Annotated in this window: 16 protein-coding genes; 10 read left to right on the forward strand and 6 right to left on the reverse strand. The window is 75.0% G+C overall.

Features of this window, described 5'->3' with window-relative positions:
• The first annotated feature begins 118 nt into the window (after positions 1–118).
• Complete coding sequence (locus HNR12_RS28330) at positions 119–718, forward strand: alcohol dehydrogenase catalytic domain-containing protein (RefSeq protein WP_246425036.1); 600 nt, start codon at positions 119–121, stop codon at positions 716–718.
• The gene (locus tag HNR12_RS28335; RefSeq protein WP_308251234.1) at positions 670–1,239 is read left to right on the forward strand and encodes a zinc-binding dehydrogenase; all 570 of its coding nucleotides are present in this window, start codon (positions 670–672) and stop codon (positions 1,237–1,239) included. Before HNR12_RS28330 ends, HNR12_RS28335 begins: the two co-directional genes overlap by 49 nt.
• A gap of 94 nt (positions 1,240–1,333) precedes the next feature.
• Here HNR12_RS28335 and hutI read toward each other — a convergent pair whose 3' ends face one another.
• Both hutI and hflX read right to left on the reverse strand, forming a co-directional pair.
• A complete protein-coding gene (gene hutI, locus HNR12_RS08485) occupies positions 1,334–2,542 on the reverse strand; it encodes an imidazolonepropionase (RefSeq protein WP_179766962.1) in 1,209 nt (402 codons plus the stop codon).
• Positions 2,543–2,861: 319 nt separating this feature from the next.
• Positions 2,862–4,343, reverse strand: coding sequence for a GTPase HflX (gene hflX / locus HNR12_RS08490; RefSeq protein WP_179766963.1), 1,482 nt, complete (start codon positions 4,341–4,343; stop codon positions 2,862–2,864).
• 255 nt (positions 4,344–4,598) lie between these two features.
• On the opposite strand from hflX, the gene aceB reads away from it, so the two are divergent.
• The 4 genes from aceB (at position 4,599) to HNR12_RS08510 (ending at position 10,527) form a co-directional block, all read left to right on the forward strand.
• Complete coding sequence (aceB, locus tag HNR12_RS08495; protein WP_179766964.1) at positions 4,599–6,203, forward strand: malate synthase A; 1,605 nt, start codon at positions 4,599–4,601, stop codon at positions 6,201–6,203.
• Positions 6,204–6,339: 136 nt separating this feature from the next.
• Positions 6,340–7,803 (forward strand): FAD-linked oxidase C-terminal domain-containing protein, encoded by a 1,464-nt coding sequence (locus tag HNR12_RS08500; protein ID WP_179766965.1) that lies wholly within the window; start codon positions 6,340–6,342, stop codon positions 7,801–7,803.
• A gap of 94 nt (positions 7,804–7,897) precedes the next feature.
• On the forward strand, positions 7,898–9,151 hold the full coding sequence (locus HNR12_RS08505) for an FAD-binding oxidoreductase (protein ID WP_179766966.1): 1,254 nt from the start codon (positions 7,898–7,900) through the stop codon (positions 9,149–9,151).
• A gap of 47 nt (positions 9,152–9,198) precedes the next feature.
• On the forward strand, positions 9,199–10,527 hold the full coding sequence (locus HNR12_RS08510; protein ID WP_179766967.1) for a heterodisulfide reductase-related iron-sulfur binding cluster: 1,329 nt from the start codon (positions 9,199–9,201) through the stop codon (positions 10,525–10,527).
• Positions 10,528–10,564: 37 nt separating this feature from the next.
• Here HNR12_RS08510 and dapF read toward each other — a convergent pair whose 3' ends face one another.
• The gene (gene dapF / locus HNR12_RS08515; protein WP_179766968.1) at positions 10,565–11,401 is read right to left on the reverse strand and encodes a diaminopimelate epimerase; all 837 of its coding nucleotides are present in this window, start codon (positions 11,399–11,401) and stop codon (positions 10,565–10,567) included.
• A gap of 100 nt (positions 11,402–11,501) precedes the next feature.
• Here dapF and miaA point away from each other — a divergent pair, with 100 nt between their 5' ends.
• Complete coding sequence (gene miaA / locus HNR12_RS08520) at positions 11,502–12,485, forward strand: tRNA (adenosine(37)-N6)-dimethylallyltransferase MiaA (RefSeq protein ID WP_179766969.1); 984 nt, start codon at positions 11,502–11,504, stop codon at positions 12,483–12,485.
• Positions 12,486–12,878: 393 nt separating this feature from the next.
• Positions 12,879–13,661: a VOC family protein gene (locus HNR12_RS08525; RefSeq protein WP_179766970.1), complete on the forward strand. Its 783-nt coding sequence runs from the start codon at positions 12,879–12,881 to the stop codon at positions 13,659–13,661.
• A 417-nt stretch (positions 13,662–14,078) separates the two neighbouring features.
• Here the strand turns inward: HNR12_RS08525 and HNR12_RS08530 are convergent, their stop codons facing one another.
• The gene (locus tag HNR12_RS08530) at positions 14,079–14,828 is read right to left on the reverse strand and encodes a hypothetical protein (RefSeq protein ID WP_179766971.1); all 750 of its coding nucleotides are present in this window, start codon (positions 14,826–14,828) and stop codon (positions 14,079–14,081) included.
• Between the two features lie 177 nt (positions 14,829–15,005).
• Here HNR12_RS08530 and HNR12_RS08535 point away from each other — a divergent pair, with 177 nt between their 5' ends.
• Positions 15,006–15,764, forward strand: a complete 759-nt coding sequence (locus HNR12_RS08535) for a TetR/AcrR family transcriptional regulator (protein WP_179766972.1) — start codon at positions 15,006–15,008, stop codon at positions 15,762–15,764.
• Positions 15,765–15,784: 20 nt separating this feature from the next.
• On the forward strand, positions 15,785–17,068 hold the full coding sequence (locus HNR12_RS08540) for a cytochrome P450 family protein (RefSeq protein WP_179766973.1): 1,284 nt from the start codon (positions 15,785–15,787) through the stop codon (positions 17,066–17,068).
• A gap of 332 nt (positions 17,069–17,400) precedes the next feature.
• On the opposite strand, the gene miaB is transcribed toward HNR12_RS08540, so the two are convergent.
• A complete protein-coding gene (gene miaB, locus HNR12_RS08545) occupies positions 17,401–18,891 on the reverse strand; it encodes a tRNA (N6-isopentenyl adenosine(37)-C2)-methylthiotransferase MiaB (RefSeq protein ID WP_179766974.1) in 1,491 nt (496 codons plus the stop codon).
• A gap of 79 nt (positions 18,892–18,970) precedes the next feature.
• Positions 18,971–21,271 (reverse strand): TRAP transporter permease, encoded by a 2,301-nt coding sequence (locus HNR12_RS08550; RefSeq protein WP_179766975.1) that lies wholly within the window; start codon positions 21,269–21,271, stop codon positions 18,971–18,973.
• Between the last annotated feature and the right edge of the window lie 50 nt (positions 21,272–21,321).

Raw genomic sequence — 21,321 nt, forward strand, 5'->3', positions numbered from 1 at the left:
GCCCGGGGCTGACGTCCGTCCGCCCCTCCGCCGCAACGGCGGACTTTTTTCGCCCCAACAAGTGACTGACCAATCACTTACTTTCGTACCGACACACCACACCCCACGGGAGCACGCCATGGAGCGCACCGACCGCACCCGCCCCACCGCCGGAGCCGACGCCGGCACCCGCGCCGCCCACGCCCACTCCGCCGACGACCGCACCCCCGGCACCCGCGCCGTTGAGATCGTCCTGCCCGGCGCCGTCGGACCCGCCGGGCTCCAGGTCCGCCGCCGGGAACTCCCCCCGCCCGGCGCCGGCGAGGTGCTGGTGCGCGTGGAGGCCACCGGCGTCTCCTTCGCCGAGCAGCAGATGCGCCGCGGCAAGTACTTCGACCAGCCGCCGTTCCCCTTCGTGCCGGGCTACGACCTCATCGGCACGGTCACCGGGGTCGGTGCCGGTGTGGACCCCGCCATGGCCGGGCGCCGCTACGCCGCCCTCACCAAGACCGGCGGCTGGGCCAGCCACGCCGTCCTCGCCGCCGCCGACCTGGTGCCGGTGCCCGAGGGCCTCGACGCCGCCGAGGCCGAGACCCTGGTCGTCAGCGGCGTCACCGCCTGGCGCATGCTGCACCACGTCGCCCGGTCCGCCGCGGCCAGACCGTGCTGGTGCACGGCGCCAACGGCGGTGTGGGCACCGTCCTCGTCCAACTCGCCCGCCACGCCGGGGCCCGGGTGATCGGCACCGCCTCGCCGCGCCACCATGACACCGTCCGGGCCCTGGGCGCCGAGCCGGTGGACTACACCGCCCCCGGCCTGCCCGCCCGCGTCCGCGCGCTCGCCCCCGAGGGGGTCGACGCCGTCTTCGACCACGTCGGCGGGCCGGGGATCGTGGACTCCTTCCGCCTGCTGAACCGGGGCGGGACACTCGTCGCCTACGGCACCGCCGCCACCCGGGACGTCGCCGGGTCCTCGTACCTGCCCGTGCTCAAACTGCTGGCGCGGCTGGCCGTCTGGAACGCGCTGCCCAACGGGCGCCGAACGCACTTCTTCAACGTCTGGGCGGGCCGCCGCGACCGCGCCCGGTTCCGCGCGCGGCTGCGCGAGGACCTCGGCGCCGTGTTCGCCCTGCTGGCCGACGGCACGCTCAGCGCGCGGGTCGCCGCCCGGTTCCCGCTGACCGAGGCCGCGGCGGCGATGGAACTGGCGGAGTCCAAGACGGTCGTGGGCAAGGTGGTGCTGCTGGGCGCCGACGCCTGATACGCCCGCGCGCCTCCGCTTCCGCCCGGTCCGACCGCGCGCGGTCGGCCGGTCGGCCCCGTCCGGCCGGCCGCCGCAGGCCGACCGGACGGCCTCAGCGGATGGTCTCGCCGCCGCGCCACACGCGCAGCGTGTTGAGCCCGTAGGACCAGGCGAACGCGCCCTCGTGGTCGGCGTCCCACTGCACGATGTCGGCGTAGTGGCCGGGCGCCAGCAGGCCGCGGTCGGTCAGCCCCAGCGCGAACGCGCCGCCGACCGTGGCGGCCCGCAGCGCCTCAAGGACGCTCATGTTGAACATGGACACCGCCATGGAGATCGCCAGCGGCAGGGACATGGTGCCCGACTGCCCCGGGTTGTGGTCGGTGCCCAGGCCGACCGGCACGCCGTGGTCCAGCAGCGCGCGCACCGGCGGGGTGCGGCGCTCGTGCAGCGAGGTGGTGGGGCACACCACCACCGGCGTGGAGGTCTTGGCCAGCGCCAGGACGTCGTCCTCGTCGGTGTCGTGGAGCAGGTCCACCGAGGAGCACTGCATGTCGGCGGCCATGCGCACCGCGCCGTGCCGGGGCTTCGCGCAGGCGTGCATGTGGGTGCGCAGCCCGGCCGCCCGCGCCGCCGACAGCAGCCGGGCGGCGTCGTCGGTGGTGAACTGCTGGTTGTCGCAGTAGACGTCCACCCCGTGGGCGCCCGCCTGCGCGGCGTCGCTGAGCCAGGAGCACACCGCGTCGACGTAGTCGTGCGGGCGGCCGAAGTACTCCGGCGGCACCGCGTGCGCGGCGAAGAAGGTGACCTGCAGCCGCGGCATGCCGGGCTCCTCCTCCAGGGCGCGCAGCAGCCGGACGTCGGCGAGTTCGCCGTCGCGGGTGAGGTGGTAGCCGGTCTTGGCCTCGACCGTGGTGCAGCCCGACAGCACCCAGTGCCGCAGGCGCTCGCGCACCGCGTTGCACAGGGTCCAGGGATCGGTGCCGCGGGTCACGGTGACGGTGGAGGCCACGCCGCCGCCCGCCCCGGTGATCTCGGACTTGGAGGCGCCGCCGGCGCGCATGGCGATCTCGGCGTAGCGGTTGCCCGCGTAGACCGGGTGGCAGTGGGCGTCGATCAGCCCGGGGGTGACCAGGCCGCCGCCGATGTTGTCGACCTCGTCCACGTCCACGATGTCGTTGATGACACCGGGCAGGCTCTGGGGGAGGTCGGCCGCCGGCCCGACCCACGCGATGCGGTCGTGGTGCACCAGCATGGCGGCGTTACTGAGGAGATCGGTGCCGGTCCACAGCCGCCCGATGTTCGTCAGCAGTCGTACGGTCATCGTCTCACCGGCCCGCTCCGGTAGTCATGGCCGCCGGATCGCGGATGCGGGGCGGAACACGCGAGTAGACATAGGCGACCTCGATCTCGACTGGGTCTGGCTGGGGGGAGGGTGGTGCGGCCGGGGAGGCGAGCGACTCACGGGTCTCGAACCAGTGGTTCAAAACCGTAGTTCATCCTCCGACGCCGTGTACACCTCTCCCCTCCGCAATCCCTCTCCAATTCAGGCTCTGCACACGACAACGGCGGAACCCCGTTCGGGGTTCCGCCGTAGCATATCCGGCGGGTGACCGGTTCGTTACCGCCCGGCCGCCGCAACGCTAGCCGACGACCGCGTACTCCTCCAGCTTTCCGGCCAGGAGTTCGGGCACCCAGGCGTGCAGCCGCGTGCCGTCGCCGGTGTGGTCCTGGTCGATGATCCGGCCCTCGGCGTGCACCCGGGACACCAGGTCGCCGCGATCGTAGGGCAGCACCACGCGGACCTCGCGGTCCAGGGTGGGCAGCGCCCCGGCCACCGCCGCGACGAGGTCGTCGATGCCCTCGCCGGTGCGGGCCGAGACCTCGACCGCCTGCGGCTCCTTGGCCTTGAGCTGCTTGAGCACCAGCGGGTCGGCGGCGTCGGTCTTGTTCAGCACGACGAGTTCGGGCACGTCCTGCGCGCCGATCTCGGCGAAGACCTCGCGCACCGCGCTGAGCTGCTGCTCGGGGTCGGGGTGCGAGGCGTCGACCACGTGCAGGATGAGGTCGGAGTCGGCGACCTCCTCAAGGGTGGACCGGAACGCCTCGACGAGCTGGTGCGGCAGGTGCCGCACGAACCCGACCGTGTCGCTGAGCGTGAACGACCGGCCGTCGGGCGTGCGCGCCTGGCGGATCGTGGGGTCCAGGGTGGCGAACAGCGCGTTCTCCACGAGCACCCCGGCGTTGGTCAGCCGGTTGAGCAGGCTGGACTTGCCGGCGTTGGTGTAGCCGGCGATCGACACCGCAGGCACCTGGCGGACCTGGCGCTGGTCGCGCTGGACCTCGCGCGTGGTGGCCATGTGCGCGAGCTGGCGGCGGAGCTTGGCCATGCGGGCGTTGATGCGTCGCCGGTCGGTCTCGATCTTGGTCTCACCGGGGCCGCGCAGACCCACACCGCCGTTGCCGCCGCCGGCGCGGCCGCCGGCCTGCCGGGACAGCGCCGAACCCCACCCGCGCAGGCGCGGCAGCAGGTAGCTGAGCTGGGCGAGCTCGACCTGGGCCTTGCCCTCGCGGCTGCGCGCGTGCTGGGCGAAGATGTCGAGGATCAGCGCGGTGCGGTCGATGACCTTGACCTTGACGACGTCCTCGAGCTGGCGGAGCTGGCTGGGCGCGAGCTCGCCGTCGCAGATGACGGTGTCGGCGCCGGTGCTCTCGACGATCTCGCGCAGCTCGTCGGCCTTGCCGCGGCCGATGTAGGTGGCGGGGTCGGGCTTGCGGCGCCGCTGGGTCACGCCCTCCAGGACCAGCGCTCCGGCGGTCTCGGCGAGCTGCTTCAGCTCGTACAGGGAGTTGTCGGCGTCGAGCTGGGTGCCGCTGGTCCACACGCCCATGAGGACGACGCGCTCCAGCCGCAGCGAGCGGTACTCGACCTCGGTGACGTCGGTGAGTTCGGTGGACAGGCCCTCGACGCGGCGCAGCGCGTGGCGCTCGGCGAGGTCGAGTTCGCCCTGCTCGGGGACGTCGGCCAGAGTCTGGGCGCGGTCCTCGGCGGTGTGCTCACGGTCGTCGGCCCAGGCGCCGCGGGCGGCGGGGTCGATGGGACCGTGGTCAAAGAAAGTATTCATATCCCTCCGGTTGGGAGAACGCCGGGACCGCGGTGACTTGTTCCCGCCCCGTCCGTCCCCTTGATGGTCGCATGCGGGGGTTGACCGGGGCACGCGTTTTTCCCGGTGGCGTGCCGCGGAAAAAGCCGGCGACCTTTCCACCTGGGCAAAGAGTGCGGCGCTGCGGCGGGGGGCCGCCGTTGACCCTGCCGCGACCGGCGAGTAGCGTCAATTCCACATACCAGAAGTAAATTTCGCTTCGTGGAAGGTACTCCTATGGGCGCCACCCCTGGGGTCGAGATCACCGGCCCCATGCACGACCGGTTCGACCAGATCCTCACCGACGACGCGCTGGCCCTGATCGCCGACCTGCACCGCCGGTTCGAGGGCCGGCGCCAGGAGCTGCTGGCGGCCCGCGCCCGCCGGCAGCGGGAGATCGCGGCGGGCGCCGACCTCGACTTCCTGCCCGAGACCCGCCACATCCGCGAGGACCCCTCCTGGCGCGTCGCCCCGCCCGCGCCCGGCATCACCGACCGCCGCGTCGAGATCACCGGGCCCACCGACCGCAAGATGACGGTCAACGCGCTCAACTCCGGCGCAAAGGTGTGGCTGGCCGACTTCGAGGACGCCAACACCCCGCTGTGGGAGAACATGATCGGCGGCCAGCTCAACCTGCGCGACGCGCTGGACCGCACCATCGACTTCACCACGCCCGAGGGCAAGACCTACGCGCTCAAGGACGACTCCGAACTGGCCACCGTCGTCGTGCGCCCGCGCGGCTGGCACCTGGACGAGAAGCACATCCTGGTCGACGGGCAGCGGACCTCCGGCGCCGTCGTGGACTTCGCGCTCTACCTGTTCCACTGCGCCCAGCGCCAGCTCGACAAGGGCAAGGGCCCCTACTACTACCTGCCCAAGATGGAGAGCCACCTTGAGGCGCGGCTGTGGAACGACATCTTCGTCGCCGCCCAGGAGCGCCTGGGCATCCCGCGCGGCACCATCCGCGCCACCGTGCTGATCGAGACGATCCCGGCCGCCTTCGAGATGGAGGAGATCCTCTACGAGCTGCGCGAGCACTCCGCGGGCCTCAACGCCGGGCGCTGGGACTACCTCTTCAGCATCATCAAGGTGCACCGCACCCGCGGCCGGCGGTTCCTGCTGCCCGAGCGCAACGCCGTCACCATGACCGCGCCGTTCATGCGCGCCTACACCGAACTGCTGGTGAGCACCTGCCACCGGCGCGGCGCCTTCGCCATCGGCGGCATGGCCGCGTTCATCCCCAGCCGCCGCGACCCCGAGGTCAACGAGCGCGCCCTGGCCAAGGTCCGCGACGACAAGGCGCGGGAGTCCGGCGACGGCTTCGACGGCTCCTGGGTGGCCCACCCCGACCTCGTCCCGGTGTGCCGCGAGGTCTTCGACGGCGTCCTGGGCGACCGCCCCAACCAGCTCGACCGGCAGCGCGACGACGTCGCCGTCAAGGCCGGCGACCTGCTGGCCGTGGACTCCGCCGAGGGCGGTGTCACCGAGGCCGGGCTGCGCGGCAACATCAACGTCGCCCTGCAGTACCTCGCCGCCTGGCTGGGCGGCAACGGCGCGGTGGCCATCCACAACCTGATGGAGGACGCCGCCACCGCCGAGATCTCCCGCTCCCAGATCTGGCAGTGGCTGCACAACGGCGTCACCCTCGACGACGGCCCCCAGGTCACCCGCGACCTCGTGACCCGCCTCATCGACGAGGAGCTGGCCGCCATCCGCGAACAGAGCGGCGCCGCCTTCGACGCCGGGCTCTACGAGCGCGCCATGGAGCTGTTCACCGAGGTCGCGCTCGCCGACGACTACGTCGAGTTCCTCACCCTGCCGGCCTACGAGCGGATGCCCTGACCCGCCTCCGCCCGGCCCGCGCCGCCGGGGCGCCCCCGCGCGCCCCGGCGGCGCGCGGGAGCCCCGGCGCTCCCCCTTGCCCGCGGCGGACGGGTGCGGGAAAGTACGGCTACGACGAGCTGGGGAGGCGATCTCCGTGCCCGAACCGCTCCACACGCTGCTGCCGCGCCTGCGCGCCATCTGCGGCGAGGACGGCGTCATCACCGACACCGCCCGCCGCCGCACCTATGAGAGCGACGGCATCACCTACCACGCGGCCCTGCCCGGCGTGGTCGTCCTGCCCACCAGCACCGCCCAGGTCGCCGCCGTGCTGGGCCTGTGCGCCGAGCACGGCGTGCCGTTCGTGCCGCGCGGCGCGGGCACCGGGCTGTCGGCGGGCGCGCTGCCCCACACCGAGGGGGTCCTGGTCGTCACCTCCCGGATGCGCTCCATCCTGGAGATCGACATCGCCAACGAGCGGGCCGTGGTCCAGCCCGGCGTGGCCAACCTCGACATCACCCGCGCCGCGGCGCCGCACGGCTACTACTACGCGCCCGACCCCTCCAGCCAGCAGGTGTGCTCGGTGGGCGGCAACATCGCCGAGAACTCCGGCGGCGCGCACTGCCTGAAGTACGGGTTCACCGTCAACCACGTGCTAGGCCTGGAGGTCGTCACCCCCGCCGGCGAGGTGGTGCGGCTGGGCGGCAAGGCCGCCGACGCGCCCGGCTACGACCTGCTCGGCGCCTTCATCGGCTCCGAGGGCACCCTGGGCGTCGCCACCGAGATCACCGTGCGGCTGATGCGGGCACCGCAGAAGGTCCGCACCCTGCTCGCCGCCTTCGAGACCATGGACGCGGGCGGGGCGGCGGTGTCGGCGATCATCGCGGCCGGGGTGCTGCCCGCCGCCGTGGAGATGATGGACGCGCTGTCCATCGAGGCCGCCGAGGCGGCCGTGGCCTGCGGCTACCCCTCCGGCGCCGGGGCCGTGCTCATCGTGGAGCTGGACGGCCCGGCCGCCGACGTCGACGCCCAGTTCGAGGAGGTCGCGGCGCTGTGCCGGGCCGAGGGCGCGTTCGAGATCCGCACCGCCTCCGACGCCGCCGAGCGCGCCCGCATCTGGAAGGGCCGCAAATCGGCGTTCGCCGCCGTGGGCCGCATCAGCCCCGCCTACATCGTGCAGGACGGCGTGGTGCCGCGCACCGCGCTGCCCGAGGTGCTGCGGCGCATCGCCGAACTCTCGGCGGAGTCGGGCATCCGGGTGGCCAACGTCTTCCACGCCGGCGACGGCAACCTGCACCCGCTGGTGCTGTTCGACGACGCCGAGCCCGGCGCCCCCGAGCGCGCCGCCGAGGTCTCCGGGGCGATCCTGGACCTGTGCATCGAGCACGGCGGCTCCATCACCGGCGAGCACGGCGTGGGGGTGGACAAGGCGTGCCACATGCCCGAGATGTTCACCCCCGCCGACCTGGAGACCATGGACCTCTTCCGCGGCGCGTTCGACCCCGCGGGCATCGCCAACCCCGAGAAGCTGCTGCCCACCCCGCGGCTGTGCGGCGAGCGCCCCGGCGTGCGCAAGGGCGTCCACCCGCTGGTGGAGCGGGGCGCGGCGGAGCAGTTCTGAGGCGGGCGCCCCAGCAGCGAGGCATCCGGGCGTGCACGGCCGCCGGCCCGGCGCCTTCGACCCCATCGGCGGCGGCCGAGGAGGCGGGCGCGTGATGCGTGAGGCGACCACGACCACCCTGTCCGAGCGGCTCGGCGCGGGCGGCGCGGCGGTGCGCGAGGGCACCGCCGCCGACTCCGTCCACGGCCGCGTGCCGCGCCTGGTCGCGGCCCCGCCCGACACCGCCGCCGCCGCGGCGCTGCTGGCCGCCGCCCACCACCACCGCCTGGCCTCGGTCGCGCGGGGCAACGGCACCGCCATCGGGTGGGGCGCCCCGCCCCTGCGCTGCGACCTGGTGGTCGACACCACCGCCCTCACCGGGATCGAGCACGCGGCCGGCGACCTGGTGGTGCGGGCCGGCGCGGGCACCCCGCTGGCCGAGCTGCGCGAGCACCTGGCACGGGCCGGGCAGCGGCTCACCCTGGACCCCCTGGTGCCCGGCGGCACCGTGGGCGGCGCCGTGGCCACCGGGCTGTCGGGACCGCGCCGCATGGCGCACGGCCCGCTGCGCGACCTCGTCATCGGCATGACCGTGGTGCGCGCCGACGGGGTCGCCGCGTCCTCCGGCGGGCGGGTGGTGAAGAACGTCGCAGGGTATGACCTGGGCAAACTGCACACCGGCGCGCTGGGCACCCTGGGGCTGATCACCTCGGTCACCTTCCGGCTGCACCCGGTCCCCCCGGCGCTGCGGCTCGTCAGCGCCGAGGCGCCCGACGCGGCCGTCCTCCAGGAGTGGACGGCGCGGGTGCTGCGCTCGGCGGCGGTGCCCGCGGCCGTCGAACTGCGCTGGCCCGCCGGCGGCCCGCCCCGGCTGGAGGTGCTCCTGGAGGGCTCCGAGGGCGGGATCGACGCCCGCGCCGCCGAGGTCGCCGCGCTGCTGACCGCACCGGAGACCGCCGACACCCCGCCGCCGGGCTGGGGCGCCCTGCCCGGCGCCGACCGGGACACCCTGCTCAAGATCACCGCACCGGTCGCCAACGCCGCCCAGGCGGCCCGCGACGTGCGCGCGGCCGCCCGCGCCGAGCACACCGAGGCCGCCGTCGGCGGCTCGGCCGGAGCGGGGGTCCTCTACGCCGCCGTGCCGGCGGCCGCCGACCCGGCGGCGGTCGCGGGCGTGGTCGCCCGCGCCCGCGACGCCCTCGCCGGGGCCGGGGGCTCGGTCACCGTCGCCCGCACCGCGCCCGGCCTGGCCGGGGCCGACCTCGACCGCTGGGGCCCGGTCGGCGGCCTGGGCCTGATGCGCGCGGTCAAGGACCGGTTCGACCCGCACCGCCTCCTGTCCCCCGGGCGCGGCCCCGGCGGGATCTAGGACGCCGCCCGCCACCACCGGCACATCCGCATCACAAGGAGGACGCCGTGACCGACAGCGACACCGCGGCCGGGGCCGCCCGGCCCGACCGCTCCTTCGACGACCTGCTCGGCGACTGCGTGCACTGCGGGTTCTGCCTGCCCACCTGCCCCACCTACGTGCTGTGGGGCCAGGAGATGGACTCCCCCCGCGGCCGCATCCACCTCATGGGCCAGGCGCGCGAGGACGACGTCCTCACCTCCGCCGCCGTGGAGCACTTCGACAACTGCCTGGGCTGCCTGTCCTGCGTCAGCGCCTGCCCCTCCGGGGTTGCCTACGACGCGCTCATCGAGTCCACCCGCGCCCGGGTGGAGTCCGAGCACGAGCGCGCGCCCGGCGACCGGCTGCTGCGGGCGGCGGTCTTCGCGCTGTTCCCCCACCGGCGGCGGCTGGAACCGCTGCGCGCGCCCCTGCGGGCCTACCAGGCCAGCGGGCTGTCCCGGCTGGTGCGCCGCACGCGCATCCTGGAGCGCCTGGCGCCGCCCCTGGCGGCCATGGAGCGCATCGCCCCGCCCGTCAGGGGCGGGGTGCCGCGCCTGCCCGCGCTGGTGCCGGCGCGCGGACGCCGCCGCGCCGTGGTGGGCATGCTCACCGGGTGCGTGCAGGGCGCGTTCTTCCCCCAGGTCAACACCGCCACCGCGCGCGTGCTGGCCGCCGAGGGCTGCGACGTGGTGGTCCCGCCCGAGCAGGGCTGCTGCGGCGCGCTGTCGGCCCACACCGGCCGGGCCGAGGAGGCCGCCGCCTTCGCCCGCGCCACGGTGGCGGCGTTCACCCGGGCGGGGGTGGAGGCCGTGGTGGTCAACTCCGCCGGGTGCGGCGGCACCATGAAGCACTACGGGCGGGTGCTCGCGGAGGCCGGCGCCGGCGACGCCGAGGTGCGCGGCGCCCAGGCGCTGTCGGAGCGCGTGGTGGACCTCACCGAGTTCCTGGCCGACCTGGGCCCCCGCGCCCGCCGCCACCCGCTGCCCGTGCGCGCCGCCTACCACGACGCCTGCCACCTCTCCCACGGCCAGGGCGTCACCGCCCAGCCGCGCGCGCTGCTGGCCCAGATCCCCGAACTGGAGGTGGCCGACCTGCCCAACCCGGAGATCTGCTGCGGGTCGGCGGGGGTCTACAACCTGCTGCGGCCCGAGGCGGCCACCGAACTGGGCGACCGCAAGGCCGCCGACGTGGCGTCCACCGGGGCCGAACTCCTGGTGGCGGGCAACCCGGGGTGCTCGCTGCAGATCGCCGCGGCCCTGGAGCGGGCCGGGACCCCGATGGCGCTCGCCCACACCGCGCAGGTGCTCGACGCGTCGCTGCGGGGGCTGTCGCCCTCGGCCCTGCTTAGCCGCTGAGGCGCGGTCCGCGCGCGGGGCGCCGGGGCGGGAGGGCTCAGGCGGGTGCGGCGGCGGAGTCGAGCAGGGTGGTCTCGCCCTCGGCGACGATGACGGCCGGGCCGCGCAGGCGGGCGCCGTCGGCGTCGAGGAACACGACGCACTCGCCGCCGGGCACGCGCACCCGCCAGGTGGCGCCCTCGCCGGGCGGCGTGGCGGCGGCGGCCACCGCGACGATGCCGGTGCCGCAGGAGCGGGTCTCGCCCGCGCCGCGCTCGTAGACGCGCATGCGCAGGGTGCCCGGCGCGGCCACGGCGAAGACCTCGACGTTGGCGCCCTCGGGGAAGTCGGCCTCGTTGAGCCGGGGGGCGGCGGTGAGGTCGACGTCGTCGGGGTCGCGGTCGACCCGGCAGGCCAGGTGGGGGTTGCCCACGAACACCCGCCGCCCGCGCACGGTGCCGTCGGCGAGGTCGGCGGCGGACTCGCCGCGCAGTTCGGGGCGGCCCATGTCGACGGTGAGGTCGCCGTCGTCCTCAACGGTGACGCGCCGAGCGCCCGCCCGCGTGCCCACCGAAATCTCGGGGCCCTCGGCCAGGCCGCGGTCGAGCAGGTAGCGCGCGAAGACCCGCACGCCGTTGCCGCACATCTCGGCGACGCTGCCGTCGGCGTTGCGGTAGTCCATGAACCACTCGCAGGCCTGGGAGGACGCGGCCGGGCCGGTCAGCGCCTCGCCCAGGGCGGCGGTGCGCACCACGCGCAGCACGCCGTCGCCGCCGATGCCGGCGCGGCGGTCGCACAGCGCGGCCACCTGGGCGGGCCGCAGGTCGAGGGCGCCCTCGGGATCGGGGATGATCACGAAGTCGTTCTCGGTGCCATGGCCCTTGGCGAATCGCATGGAGATCATCTTAGGAGCAGCCGGGCCCGATCACGGCCACCGCCGGACCGCTGCCACACTGGAGGGGCGGGCGAGGACGACGCGTGAGGAGGTCCGCGACATGGCAGCGCGATCCGCGAGCGCGGCGGGCGGCCCCCCGGTGGTCGCCGTCGTGGGGCCCACCGCGGCCGGGAAGTCCGACCTCGCCGTCGAACTGGCACTGCGGCTGGGCGCCCGCGAGGGCGCCGCCGAGATCATCAACGCCGACTCCATGCAGCTCTACCGGGGCATGGACATCGGCACCGCCAAGCTCACCCTCCGGGAGCGGCGGGGCGTGCCCCACCACCTCCTCGACATCTGGGACGTCACCCGCGCCGCCAACGTCGCCGAGTACCAGGAGCTGGCGCGCGCCCTCATCGACGACCTGCGCGGGCGCGGCGCCGTGCCCGTCCTGGTCGGCGGGTCGGGGCTGTACGTGCGCGCCGCGCTGGACGAGCTGGACTTCCCCGGCACCGACCCCGCCGTGCGGGCGCGGCTGGAGGAGGAGCTGGCGCGCGGCGGGCCCGCGCCCCTGCACGCCCGGCTGGCCGAGCGCGACCCCGAGGCCGCCCGCGCGATCCTGCCCGGCAACGGGCGGCGCATCGTGCGCGCGCTGGAGGTGATCGAGCTGACCGGGCGGCCGTTCACGGCCACCCTGCCCGAGCACACCTCGCACTACCCCTGCGTGCAGATCGGCCTGCGCGTGCCGCGCCCGCTGCTGGACGAGCGCATCGAGGAGCGCGTGGCGCGGATGTGGCGGGCCGGGCTGGTGGAGGAGGTCCGCGCGCTGCGCGGCGGCGGCCTCGCCGAGGGGCGCACCGCCTCGCGCGCGCTGGGCTACGCCCAGGTGCTGCGGTTCCTGGCCGGGGAGTGCACCGAGGACGAGGCCCGCGAGGACACCGTCCGGGCCACCCGCCGCTTCGCCCGCCGCCAGGAGTCCTGGTTCCGCCGCGACCCCCGTGTCCACTGGCTCGACCACGACGGCCCCGGCCTCATCGAGCACTCGATGGACCTGGTGCGCGCGGCCTGGTCCGACCGCGCAGGGGCGGGCGGCGCACGCGGCTAGGCCGCCAGACCAGGGCGCAACCGCGCCCGCCCGCAGCAGGCGGCGCACGCGTGGGCACCCCGCTCGGGGCGCGGCCACCGCCGCGCTCGCGCCGCGCGCGTTCCAGCGGGAGTGGAACCGCCCGGCTGGCCGGGCCGCGTTCGGCCGTGCGCGTCTCCGCTGAGCGCCCTGGGCGCCGGTCCGGTCCTCGGGCGGCGGCCGGCCGGCCGTGCCGGGCAGGCGCCGCCGTCGCGGCACGGCACGGCCGGTGCCAGGTGAGCGGCCGGGTGCAAAGGCCCGTCGGCGGCGCCGTCCGCGCTCGCCCCACCGACGGCTGCCACGTGTTTCGGCCTGTTTGCATCCACTTTGCCGACGTGCCGAATGCGCCGAGTAGAACACGGGTACGACGCCGCCATGACGACTGCGGAGGAGTACCCGGCCGGCGCCCCGTGCTGGATGGACCTGTCCGTGCCCGACCTGGACCGCGCCCGGCGGTTCTACGGCGGGGTCCTCGGCTGGGAGTTCGACGACCTCCCCTACTCCGTGGCCGCCCTGGACGGCCGCCGCGTCGCGGGGCTCTCCCAGCGCTGGGGCCCCGACCCCGAGACCGCGCGCTCCGCAGCGTGGACCGTCTACCTGGCCACCCACGGCCTGGAGGGCACGCTCCGCGCCATCACCGAGGCCGGCGGCAGGGCGCTGGGAGTGCCGCAGGACATCGGCGACCTCGGCGCCATGGCCCTCGCCCGCGACCCCACGGGCACCGCGTTCGGGTTATGGGAGCCCGGCACCCTGCGCGGGGCCGAGGCGTTCGGCGAGCCCGGGGCACCGGTGTGGTCGGAGGTCACCAGCGACGACCTGGACGCCGCCAGCGCCTTCCTGGTGCGCGTGTTCGGCTACGAGCCCGAGCGGCTGCCCGGCTACGACTTCGTGACCCTCTACAGCGGCGGCACTCCGGTGTGCGGGGTCTACGGCGGGGGCGACCGCCGCCCCAGCCAGGGCCTTGCCGCGTGGCTCACCTACTTCGCGGTGCGCAGCGCCGACGACGCCGCCGCGCTGGCCCACGGCTCCGGCGGCACGGTGGTGGCCCCGCCCGCCGACTCCCCCTACGGCCGCTGGTGCCTGCTGGCCGACCCCTTCGGCGCCCGCTTCGCGGCCGTCGAGCCCGTTGAGCGGTCCGGGCCGGGCCAAGCCCGCTGACCGCGCCCGGCGCGGGCGGTCTCCGGGGCTGCCGACCGGCCCGCCGCCGTGGGGCCGCCCCGCCGAGCGTCCGGCCGGGCGTCCCGGCACGGACCGCGGCGGGCATCCTGGCGCCCGGGCCGCCTCCGGGCGGGAGCGCGGCCCTGCCGAGGGCGCGTTCGGCCGATACGCGCCCTCGTGGGCGGACCCGGCCGGGGAGTCCCCCTTCCGCCGCGTTCCACGCGCCCACAGCGGGCGGACCTCGCGAGGCCGGGTCGCCGGGACCGGCCGTGGGGAGCCGCCCCAGCCCGCTCCTGGGCCGTGCGGGAGCGGCACCGGGCTCTCGCTGCCCTGTGGTCGACGGGAGGGCGTCCTCGGTTCACACGCGTGTGTTGTCCGCACGGACATGCGGAGGCTCCCCGGAGGACGGGGAACCCCCTACGGCCGGTCCCCGCCCACCGCGCCGTCGGCGGCCGGGGGCGCCGCGCGCCCGGCCACGGTCCACACCGCCACGAAGTAGCCCACCCCATAAGGCGCCTCGTGCGCCAGCAGTTCGCCGCGCGCGCCGTACCCCGCGGGCAGGGCGCGGGCGGCGCCCGCCAGCACCTGCCAGGCGGGCCGCCCCTGGGCCAGCAGCCGCTCGGCCGTGCGCGGCTCCAGCCGCGCCAGCGCGTCGGCGTCGGCCGCCGCCAGCGCCGCGGCGACCGCGCCGTCGAAGGCGGGCGCCTCGGGGTCGGCGGGCGCCGGGGCCGCATCGCCGTTGCGCGCGCTGCCGTCCCCCATCACCAGTAGCGCCACCCGCCGCCCGGCCTCGGCCAGTGCGGCGCCGCGGGCCAGGCAGCGCCCGGGGCCGGCGGCGGCGTCCACCTCCGCGTACCGGTCGGGGCGCACGCCCGCGCGCTCGGCCAGCCACCGCCCCACCGTCAGCGACAGCGGCAGCACCGGCTCCCCCTCCCCCACCCGCAGGTCCACCCCGTAGTCGGCGAACCCGCCGCCGGCCGCGGCCGGGTGGTCGCGGTCGCGCCCGCCCGCGCCCACGACCGCGAGCACGTCGGGGCCGGACGCGGCCAGGGCGGCCACGGCGCGGTCGCAGGCGGCCCGCAGCACGGCGAGTTCGCCGGCGGCACCGGCCGCGACCTGGGGCACGAGCAGCGGCGGGTGGGGGCACACGGCGGCGGCGATCAGCACACCGGCAGGCTACCCGCCGGCCCTTGACGGCTTCCTAACACCGGGTGCCCTGCCGCCGCCCGCGCTGCGGATCTACCGTGACTTCATGACCGGATTTGAAATCCGGTCAAACAGTCACCGCGTCCGGTCGCACCGGACCCCGTCAGCATCCGAACCCGAGACAGGAGCCATCCGCCCGTGACATGGCACGCCCAGGACAGCCCGGACCGCCCCGCCCCCGAGGCGGCCGTCGACGAACGCGAGGCCCGCGCCGAGCGCATCCTCGCCGCCGCCGGGGAACTCCTCGTCTCCCTGGGCTACCGCCGCGTCACGGTCGAGGACGTCGCCCGCCGCGCCGACATCGGCAAAGGCACCGTCTACCTGCACTTCCGCACCAAGGAACTGCTGTTCCTCTCGGTGGTCATGCGGGCGCAGGCGGACATGGTCCGGCGCATCGTCGACGGCGTCCGCGCCGACCCGCTGCAGGTGCGGCCCTCCCACCTGGCCCGCACCTCCTACCTGCTGGTCCACGAGGACCCCGTGCTGCGCGCCGTGCTGCTGGGCGACCCCGACACCCTGGGCTCCCTGGCCCGCGGCGGCGCCAGGCACCTGCGAGGGCTGATGGACCTGCGCCGCGACACCATGCGGGACTACTTCGCGGTGCTGAGCGACCACGGCGTCCTGCGCGGCGACCTGCCGCTGGACTCCCAACTCATGCTCTACCTGCACGTCTTCACCGGATACTTCCTGGCCGAGCCGCTCACCACGGTGTTCTTCCCCGACCCCGGGCCCGTAGCCGAGCGGGCCGACCTCCTCGCCCACGCCCTGCGCACCTCGCTGGAGGCCGCCCCGGACGACCCCGGCCCCGCCCGCGCGGCCGCGCCCCACGTCGTCGCCGTGTTCGACCGGGTGCTGGCCGCGCTGCGCACCGAACTCGCCAACCAGAAGCTCACCTGACACCGCCCGAGGAGGGCCCCATGACCGCACCGGCCCAGCACAACCCCGCCGACACCCCCGCGGACTCCCCCGCCGTGAGCCTGCTCGACCCCGAACTCCTCACCGACCCCTACACCGGGTTCGGCCGGCTTCGCGAGGAGGCCCCCGTCGAGCGCGTGCGCCACCTCGACGGCAGCACGATGTGGCTGGTGACCCGGCAGGACGACGTCCGCACGGTGCTGGACGACCCCCGGTTCGTCAACGACCCCGCCCGCATCGAGAACGGCCCCGGCGACATGCGCGCCACCATGCTCGCCTCGGTCGGGATCCCCGAGGACTACATCCCCTACATCGCCGACACGATCCTGGACTCCGACCCGCCCGACCACACCCGGCTGCGCAAGCTGGTCTCACGCGCCTTCACCGTGCGCCGCGTCAACGAACTGCGCCCCCGCGTCGAGGAGATCACCGCCGACCTGCTCGACCGGCTGCCCGGGGCCGCCGGCGACGACGGCGCCGTGGACCTGATCGAGCACTTCGCCTACCCGCTGCCCATCACCGTCATCTGCGAGATGGTCGGCGTGCCCGAGGCCGACCGCCCGCTGTGGCGCGACTGGGGCACCCGGATGATGGGCCTGGACCCCGCGAGAATGGCCTCGGCCTTCCGCGAGATGATCGACCACATCCACGCCATGGTGGCCGAGCGCCGCGCCCGGCCGGCCGACGCCCTGCTCGACGCGCTCATCGCCGTGCGCGACGACGACGGCGACCGGCTCACCGAGACCGAGCTGGTCACCATGGTGCTCACCCTGGTCATCGCCGGGCACGAGACCACCGCCCACCTCATCGGCAACGGCACGCACGCGCTGCTGACCCACCCCGAGCAGGCCCGCCTGCTGCGCGAGGACCCCGGCCTGGCGCCGCGCGCCGTGCACGAGCTGATGCGCTGGTGCGGCCCGGTGCTGTTCACCCGGCCCCGCTGGGCCGCCGAGGACGTCGACCTCGGCGGCACCCTGATCCGCAAGGGCCAGGGGGTCGAGGCGGTGCTGGTCTCGGCCAACCACGACCCCCGCCACTACACCGAGCCCGAGCGGCTGGACATCACCCGCACCTACGACACGCGCGGCGAGCACCACCTGGGGTTCGGCCACGGCCTGCACTACTGCCTGGGCGCGGCACTGGCCCGCCAGGAGGGCGAGGTGGCGTTCACCCAGCTGCTGGGCCGCTTCCCCGGGCTGGCGCTGGCCGTGCCCGAGGACCAGGCGCGCTGGATGCCGCGCCCGGGGCTGCGCCGCCTGGTGGAGCTGCCGGTGCGCCTGGGCTGACACCGGCCGGGCCGCCGGAACCGCCCACCGGACGCGGGCACGCCCGGCGCGGCGGGGCCGGCGGCCCTTCCCCGATCACCGGTGCGCGCGGCGCCCCCGGCCCGCACCCGCGGCCCGGAGCGGGCGCCCCGGACCGCTCGCGCGGAGTAAGGTCGAAGGCATGGAGTCCTGCCCAGCGCCGCTCTCCGTTCCCCGGACCCGTGTGGGCCGCCGCTGCCGATGGGAGACACCCCACCCGCAGGTCGGGGCCCCGCCGCCGGCCACCCGGACCGGTGCGCGCTGCCGGCTGCGGCCGGGCGGCACGCACCGCAGGCGCCGGTGAGCGCCCGCCGCTAGTCGATCGCGCAGCCGTCGGCCGCCGCGGGCAGCGGCTCGGGCACACCTACCTTGGGCATGCCCAGCAGCACCCCCGGCGCCTGCGGCGCGCGGCCGTTGCGCGCGGCCCAGGCGTCGCCGGCCCGGGTGGGCCGAACCGCGCGCACCCCGGAGTCGGCCACCAGGTGGTGCGGGGCGGCGTAGGTGACCTCGACCGTGGCGAGGTCGCCGGGCCGCAGCCGCTGTGCCGCGGAGTCGTCGACGGCGAAGTGCACCAGCCGGTTGTCGGGGGCGCGCCCCGACAGCCGCCGGCGCTCGCCGTCCTTGCGGCCCTCGCCCTCGGCCACCAGCAGCTCGACCTCGCGGCCCACCAGCTTCTGGTTCTCCTCCCAGGAAATGCGCTCCTGGAGTTCCAGCAGCCGCTCGTAGCGCTCCTGCACGACCTCCTTGGGCAGCTGGTCGGGCATGTCGGCGGCGGGGGTGCCCGGCCGCTTGGAGTACTGGAAGGTGAACGCCGCCGCGAAGCGGGCCTCGCGCACGACCTCCAGGGTCTCGGTGAAGTCGGCCTCGGTCTCGCCGGGGAACCCGACGATGATGTCGGTGGTGATGGCGGCCTCGGGCATGGCCTCGCGGACCTTGGCCAGGATGCCGAGGTAGCGTTCGCGCCGGTAGGAGCGGCGCATGGCCTTGAGCACCCGGCTGGAGCCCGACTGGAGCGGCATGTGCAGCTGCGGCATGACGTTGGGGGTCTCGGCCATGGCCTCGATGACGTCGTCGGTGAAGTCGCGCGGGTGGGGCGAGGTGAACCGCACGCGCTCCAGCCCCTCGACCTCGCCGCAGGCGCGCAGCAGCTTGGAGAACGCCTGCCGGTCGCCGAACTCGCTGCCGTAGGCGTTGACGTTCTGGCCCAGCAGCGTGACCTCGGCGACGCCCTCGGCCACCAGCGCCCGCACCTCGGCCAGGATGTCGCCGGGGCGGCGGTCCTTCTCCTTGCCGCGCAGCGAGGGCACGATGCAGAACGTGCAGGTGTTGTTGCAGCCCACCGAGATGGCCACCCACGCGGCGTAGGCGGACTCGCGGCGGCTGGGCAGGGTGGAGGGGAACGCCGAGAGCGACTCCTCGATCTCGACCTGGGCCTCGCGCTGGACGCGGGCGCGCTCCAGCAGCACCGGCAGCGAGCCGATGTTGTGGGTGCCGAACACGACGTCGACCCAGGGGGCGCGGCGCACGATCTCGCCGCGGTCCTTCTGCGCCAGGCAGCCGCCCACGGCGATCTGCATGCCCGGATGGGAGTCCTTGACCGGGCGCAGGTGCCCGAGGTTGCCATACAGGCGGTTGTCGGCGTTCTCGCGCACCGCGCAGGTGTTGAACACGACGACGTCGGCGGTGGTGCCCTCGGCTGCGCGCGCGTAGCCCGCGTCCTCCAGCAGGCCGGACAGCCGCTCGGAGTCGTGGACGTTCATCTGGCAGCCGTAGGTGCGGACTTCGTAGGTACGGCTCTGGCTCACCGTTCCAGGCTAGTGGCTGCCACCGACCGCCCGGGGCGCGCGGTGCGGCCCGCGCCGCGCCGCACGCCCCGGGGCCGGATCAGTTCGCCGCGGGGGCCGCCGGGGCCGCCGCGGGCGCGGCCTGCGCGCGGCCGCCGCGGCCGGCCCAGTACTGCCAGGCGAACAGCGCGGCGCCGATCACGAACCCGGCGAGGTCGCCCTGCCAGCTGGCGTGCAGCAGCGCCAGGCCGCCCAGGGCCGCCACGATCCGCAGCACCCAGTTGATGTCGGTGTTCAGGTGGCCCACGACCGCGACACCGACCAGGACGATGCCCAGCACCGCCGTGAGGAAGACCCACGTGCCCTCGACCCAGCCGGTCTCCTGCAGCAGCAGCTGCGGGGAGAACACGAACATGTAGGGCACCACGAAGCCCGACACCGCGATCCGCACCGAGTACACGCCCGTCATGATCGGGTTGCCGCCGGAGATGCCCGCGGCGGCGTAGGCCGCCAGGCACACCGGCGGGGTGATGTCGGCCATCACCCCGAAGTAGTAGACGAACATGTGCGCCATCAGCAGCATCGCCACGGTCGGCTCGGCCAGGTCGGCCTGCAGGATCGCGATGATCGCCGGCGCCGCCAGGGTGGCGGTGATGACGTAGTTGGCGGTGGTCGGCACGCCGATGCCCAGGATCAGGCAGGCCAGCATCGACAGCAGCAGCGTGCAGAACAGCAGGCTCTGGGTGGGGTCGAGCAGCCCGAAGGTGATGAGCTGGAGTCCCGGCGAGAGCACGTTTTCGGCCAGGTTCACCAGGCCGCCGCTCAGCCGCAGGCCCAGCCCGGTCAGGGTGATGACGCCCGCGATGATGCCGGCCGCCGCGCACGCGATGATGATCGGCAGGGCCACGCGCGTGGCGTCGACCAGGCCGTCCAGCAGCGTCCACAGCGTCAGCCTGTCGTCCATGCCGCGCCAGCGGCGCAGGGCCAGGGCGACCAGCTGGGCCAGCAGGTTCACGCCGACGGTCAGCGCGATGGCGCCCATCGCCGAGCGGATCGGCGAGAAGCCCAGCGAGAGCAGGACGAACAGGCCGATGATCGGCACCAGCAGGTAGCCCTTGGTGGCCATCAGCATCCGCACGTTGGGCAGCAGCTCGCGTGGGACGCCCCGAATGCCCAGTTTCTTGGCGTCGTAGTGCACCACCACGAACTGGGCGATGAAGAACAGCGCCGCCGGAACGATCGCCGCCTGCATGATCTGCAGGTAGGGCACGCCGGTGAACTCGATCATGATGAACGCCGCCGCGCCCATCACCGGAGGCGCGATCTGCCCGCCGGTGGAGGAGGCCGCCTCCACCGCGCCCGCGTAGTTGGCGTGGTAGCCCGAGCGCTTCATCATCGGGATGGTGAACGCGCCGTTGCTGACGGTGTTGGCCACCGAGCTTCCGGTGATGGTGCCCGAGAACGCGCTCGTCACCACCGCGACCTTGGCCGTGCCGCCCGTGGTGCCGCCGGTCAGGCCCAGCGCGAGGTCGGTGAAGAACCGCTCCATGCCGGTGCGGGCCAGCATCGCCGAGAAGATCAGGAACAGGAAGATGAACGTCGAGGAGATCGCCAGGGGGGTGCCGAACACGCCCTCGGTGCCCAGGAACAGCGTGGAGACGATCCGGTCGATGCTGTAGCCGCTGTGGTGCAGGAACCCGGGCAGGAACGGGCCGAAGAACGCGTAGGCCAGCATCAGCCCGGCCAGGATCACCAGCGCCGCGCCCAGGGTGCGCTGGGCCGCCACCAGCACCAGCAGCAGGCCCACCGTGCCCACCGCCACGTACACGGGGTTGATCACGCCCACCGAGCTGACGATGTCCTCGTAGGCGAAGAACAGGAACAGGCCCGAGCCGGCCCCCAGCAGGGCCAGCAGCACGTCGGCGGCGGGCATGCCCATCGGCTGCCAGGGCACGTACCGCGCGGCCTGCACCAGGGCCAGGATCCCCGCGCCGGGCGCCCACACGTACCAGTCGGCGATGCCTTCGACCTGCACGTAGACGATCAGCCCGATCCCCGCGGCGATCAGCCCCCAGCCGTACCAGCGCTGCCGCCGCGTGTCCTGGGGGGACGAGGGGTAGAGCAGGAACACCAGGCCCAGGCCCAGCGCCAGGTGGAAGGAGCGCTGCTGGAGGCCGGGCAGGGTGCCGAAGTAGCCGGTGTAGAGGTGGAACAGGGAGAGCACCAGGCCCACGGCGAAGATCGTCCAGCGCCACACGGCGCGGATGTCGCGGCGGGTGCCGGCGGTCTCCTCGGCCAGGTTGTGGCCCTCGAGTTCGGCGACCTCCTTCTGCAGCTCGATGTCGCTGAAGTCGTCGGCGCCCTTCTCCGGCGGCGCCGTCGACGGCGGATCCGTCGTCATCGCCCATCCCTTTCTTGTCGCCGCGGACCGCGTCGCGGCCCGCGCCCGCT

The sequence above is a fragment of the Streptomonospora nanhaiensis genome, assembly GCF_013410565.1.
Lineage (GTDB): Bacteria > Actinomycetota > Actinomycetes > Streptosporangiales > Streptosporangiaceae > Streptomonospora > Streptomonospora nanhaiensis.

What these genes read in the sequence shown, in the direction of transcription:
- HNR12_RS28330 (WP_246425036.1), top strand. Translation starts at nt 119, where the DNA reads ATGGAGCGCACCGACCGCACCCGCCCCACCGCCGGAGCCGACGCCGGC.
- hutI (WP_179766962.1), bottom strand. Translation starts at nt 2,542, where the DNA reads ATGACCGTACGACTGCTGACGAACATCGGGCGGCTGTGGACCGGCACC.
- hflX (WP_179766963.1), bottom strand. Translation starts at nt 4,343, where the DNA reads ATGAATACTTTCTTTGACCACGGTCCCATCGACCCCGCCGCCCGCGGC.
- aceB (WP_179766964.1), top strand. Translation starts at nt 4,599, where the DNA reads ATGGGCGCCACCCCTGGGGTCGAGATCACCGGCCCCATGCACGACCGG.
- HNR12_RS08505 (WP_179766966.1), top strand. Translation starts at nt 7,898, where the DNA reads ATGCGTGAGGCGACCACGACCACCCTGTCCGAGCGGCTCGGCGCGGGC.
- dapF (WP_179766968.1), bottom strand. Translation starts at nt 11,401, where the DNA reads ATGCGATTCGCCAAGGGCCATGGCACCGAGAACGACTTCGTGATCATC.
- miaA (WP_179766969.1), top strand. Translation starts at nt 11,502, where the DNA reads ATGGCAGCGCGATCCGCGAGCGCGGCGGGCGGCCCCCCGGTGGTCGCC.
- HNR12_RS08525 (WP_179766970.1), top strand. Translation starts at nt 12,879, where the DNA reads ATGACGACTGCGGAGGAGTACCCGGCCGGCGCCCCGTGCTGGATGGAC.
- HNR12_RS08540 (WP_179766973.1), top strand. Translation starts at nt 15,785, where the DNA reads ATGACCGCACCGGCCCAGCACAACCCCGCCGACACCCCCGCGGACTCC.
- HNR12_RS08550 (WP_179766975.1), bottom strand. Translation starts at nt 21,271, where the DNA reads ATGACGACGGATCCGCCGTCGACGGCGCCGCCGGAGAAGGGCGCCGAC.